We start from the raw sequence: 3,039 nt of genomic DNA, 5'->3' as shown, positions 1-3,039 counted from the left end.
TTATAAGGGAGTGAAAATATTATCACAACTTTATTTTTATCATTTGGATGGATGAAAAAATTAATTTTTTTATCATTTAGTGTAATTTGTTGTAAATCTTTTTTATCAAATTCTAAAAATAAAGCTTGTCCTTTAATGAGATTAACATTTTCTTCTGCAAAAAGAAATTGTAAAAAAAATAAAAAAATAAATATTTTTTTCATAAACTCACTTCTTTGATATCTGCAATTTTTAAAAATTCATTATAAATTTGATATATAAGCACTTGGCGATTATTTTTTATCTTTTCATCATCAACATTAATCATTACTTTATCAAAAAAGTTATCAATAAAAGGTTTTAAAGCAAACAAACTAGTCAATTTTTCTTCTATATCATTAAAGTTTAAGGTATTTAAAAATGCTTCATAAAGCTTCATTTCTTCTTCTTGCGTAAAAAGTGTTTCTTCTAATGGATACTTTGGCTTTGAAGCTATATTAGCAAGACGTTTAAAAGTGCTAAAGTTTTCATTAAAATTTTCTTTTTGACTAAGTTTTATTAAAGCTTTAATAGCATTATTAATATAAATAATATTAGTATTTTTAGAACTTAATACTGCTTTAATAAAAGAGGCGTTAACCTCATAAAAAGTATAGAGTCTTTCAAAAATAAAATCTTTTAAAATTTGTATATTAAATTCTTTGTAATTTTTGCTAATTTTTGAAAATAGCATATCAAGATCTAAATCTTTTTTTGTATTTAAAATAATTTTTAAAACTCCACTCGCTGCACGTCTTAATGCATAAGGATCTTTACTTCCGCTTGGAAGTTTTCCTATGGAGAAAAGTCCTAAAAGTGTATCGAGTTTATTAGCTAAAGATACTATACTAGAAAATTCATTGCTTGGAAGTTTAGAATTTTCTCCATCAGGTAAATATTGTTCTTTGATAGCTAAGCAAATTGCTTCATTAAATCCCATAGCTTTAGCATAATAAGAACCCATAATGCCCTGTAAATTTGTAAATTCATAAACCATTTGCGAATTAAGATCAGCTTTTGAATATTGTATAGCTGTTTTGATATCTTTAATATTTAAATTATTATAAATTTGACATAGAATTTCTGCTATATACTCTTCTCTTAAGCATTTATCTTTCATTGAACCTAAATTTTCAAGATAAGTAATATGTGAGAGTTTATCTGGATTTAAACCAGTTTTTAAATCATTTTTCCAAAAGAACATAGCATCGCTTAATCTTGCACGCAGAACCCTTTCATTGCCTTCTATAATTTGAGTGTAGTCTTTACAAACTGAATTGCTTACGACTATAAAATGATTGCTTAGTTTTTCATCTTTAAAAACAGCAAAATAACGTTGATTTTCTCTCATTGAAGTGATAATAACTTCTTTAGGAATTTCAAGATAATTTTTATCAAAGTTTCCTAATAAAGCACTAGGATATTCAGTAATAGCAATAATTTCATCAAGTAACTCATCATCTTGTGCAATATTGATAAAATGTTTTTGTTCTAAAGCTTTAAATTCATTAAGAATTTTTTCTTTTCTTTTTTTGGGATCTAAAATAATATAATTTTCTTCTAAAATTTGAAAATAAGCTTGTATATTGTTAAAGCTTAACAAATCATAACTAATACTTCTATGGATAAAAGTTTTATTTGAGCTTTTAACTCCATAAAGTTCAAATTCAAGCACTTCATCATCTAAAAGACAAGCTATAGATCTTATGGCTCTAATAAATTCAAAAGTATAAGCTCCCCACCTCATACTTTTGCCAAAATTAAGGCTTTTTAAAAAATTTTCTATCATTAAAGGTAAAATTTCTTGACTTGTTTTACCTTGGATGTATTTTTTATAATATAAAACCTCTTTTCCTTTAAGCTCTTTAAATTCAAGTTCTTCTTCACTTATACCTGCTTTTTGTAAAAAGCTAAGTCCAGCATTGCTTAACTTGCCATCTTTATAAGCTATATTTTTAGGAGCTCCTATAAATTCTACAAAAGAATTTTCTTGTTTTTCTTTGAAATTTTGATGAAAAAACACTAATCTTCTTGGGGTATAATAAAATTTAAATTCACTTTCTAATTTATAATTTTTTAAAACTTCATTCCATTTTTTTTCTATGTTTGGAAGTTCTTTTAGTAAGGGTAAAGCGGGTAATTCTTCAACTCCGATTTCTATCAATAAATTTTTACTCATTGCCAACTCTTTATAAATTTAATTTTAATTTTATCTTTTTTTATTTGAAAAACTTATAAATAATTTTCTAATAAAGCTTTTAATTCTAAAGCATTACTAAATTCATCTTTTAAAATTTCTTTTGCATACCATTTTGCATTAAAATAAATAACATTGGCATTTTTGGCACATTCTTTATCCTTTAAGCTATCACCTATAAAAATGCTAGTTGAAAAAGGTGCTTCTGCTTTTATAAGATTTAACATCATAGGATCTGGTTTTGGACTGATTCCTGCACTTACTCCTAAAATTTTACTAAAGAAATTAATAATATTATGTTTTTTTAAAATATCAGCTAAAGAGCCTTGAGGAGCATTTGTTGCAATGGCTAAATAACAAGATTTATTTTTTAAAAATTCTAAAATTTCATAAACTCCTTCGTATAAATTCGCACTTTGATCATAGTGTTTTAGAAAATATTTTTCAAAACCTTCTTTAAAATTAGGATAATTTACATCATCAATATTATAAAGTTCTTTACTCCAATTAATTCCTGGTGTATTAATAATTTGATAAATAGTTTCTTTAGGAAGAGGACTTAAATTTAGATCTTTTCTAATTTCATTTACCGCAGCACTTATAGCATTTGCACTATCAATTAAAGTTCCATCCATATCAAAAATAACATTAATCACATATACTCCTTTAAATAATTTTTATATTTATCTTTCTTGTAATTTTGGTTTTTTTTAAGTTTTTCTATAAAATGAACTTGTTTTAAAAGATCGTTTTGTTCCATAGAAAAATTTAAACAGGTATTAGCAAAATTTTCTAAGTTCTTAATATAGTTTGAACTAATAAAA

Annotated in this window: 2 protein-coding genes and 1 pseudogene; all 3 read right to left on the bottom strand. The window is 24.4% G+C overall.

Annotation, left to right across the window (positions count from 1 at the left end; all coding sequences use genetic code 11):
* Positions 1 to 203, bottom strand: a pseudogene (locus JG677_RS07610) (M23 family metallopeptidase); the annotation flags it as partial.
* Positions 200 to 2,197, bottom strand: coding sequence for a glycine--tRNA ligase subunit beta (gene glyS, locus JG677_RS07605; RefSeq protein ID WP_200286048.1), 1,998 nt, complete (start codon positions 2,195 to 2,197; stop codon positions 200 to 202). The pseudogene JG677_RS07610 and the gene glyS, both read right to left, overlap by 4 nt.
* 53 nt (positions 2,198 to 2,250) lie before the next feature.
* On the bottom strand, positions 2,251 to 2,871 hold the full coding sequence (locus JG677_RS07600; protein WP_200286047.1) for an HAD family hydrolase: 621 nt from the start codon (positions 2,869 to 2,871) through the stop codon (positions 2,251 to 2,253).
* Positions 2,872 to 3,039 lie beyond the last annotated feature (168 nt).

It is taken from the genome of Campylobacter sp. TTU-622 (assembly GCF_016598965.1).
In the GTDB taxonomy this organism is placed as follows: domain Bacteria; phylum Campylobacterota; class Campylobacteria; order Campylobacterales; family Campylobacteraceae; genus Campylobacter_D.
The sequence above is the reverse complement of the archived record's forward strand: the minus strand, read 5'-3'. Positions and strand labels throughout refer to the sequence as shown.

Coding starts and splice junctions, on each gene's coding strand:
- glyS (WP_200286048.1), bottom strand. CDS start 2,197: ATGAGTAAAAATTTATTGATAGAAATCGGAGTTGAAGAATTACCCGCT.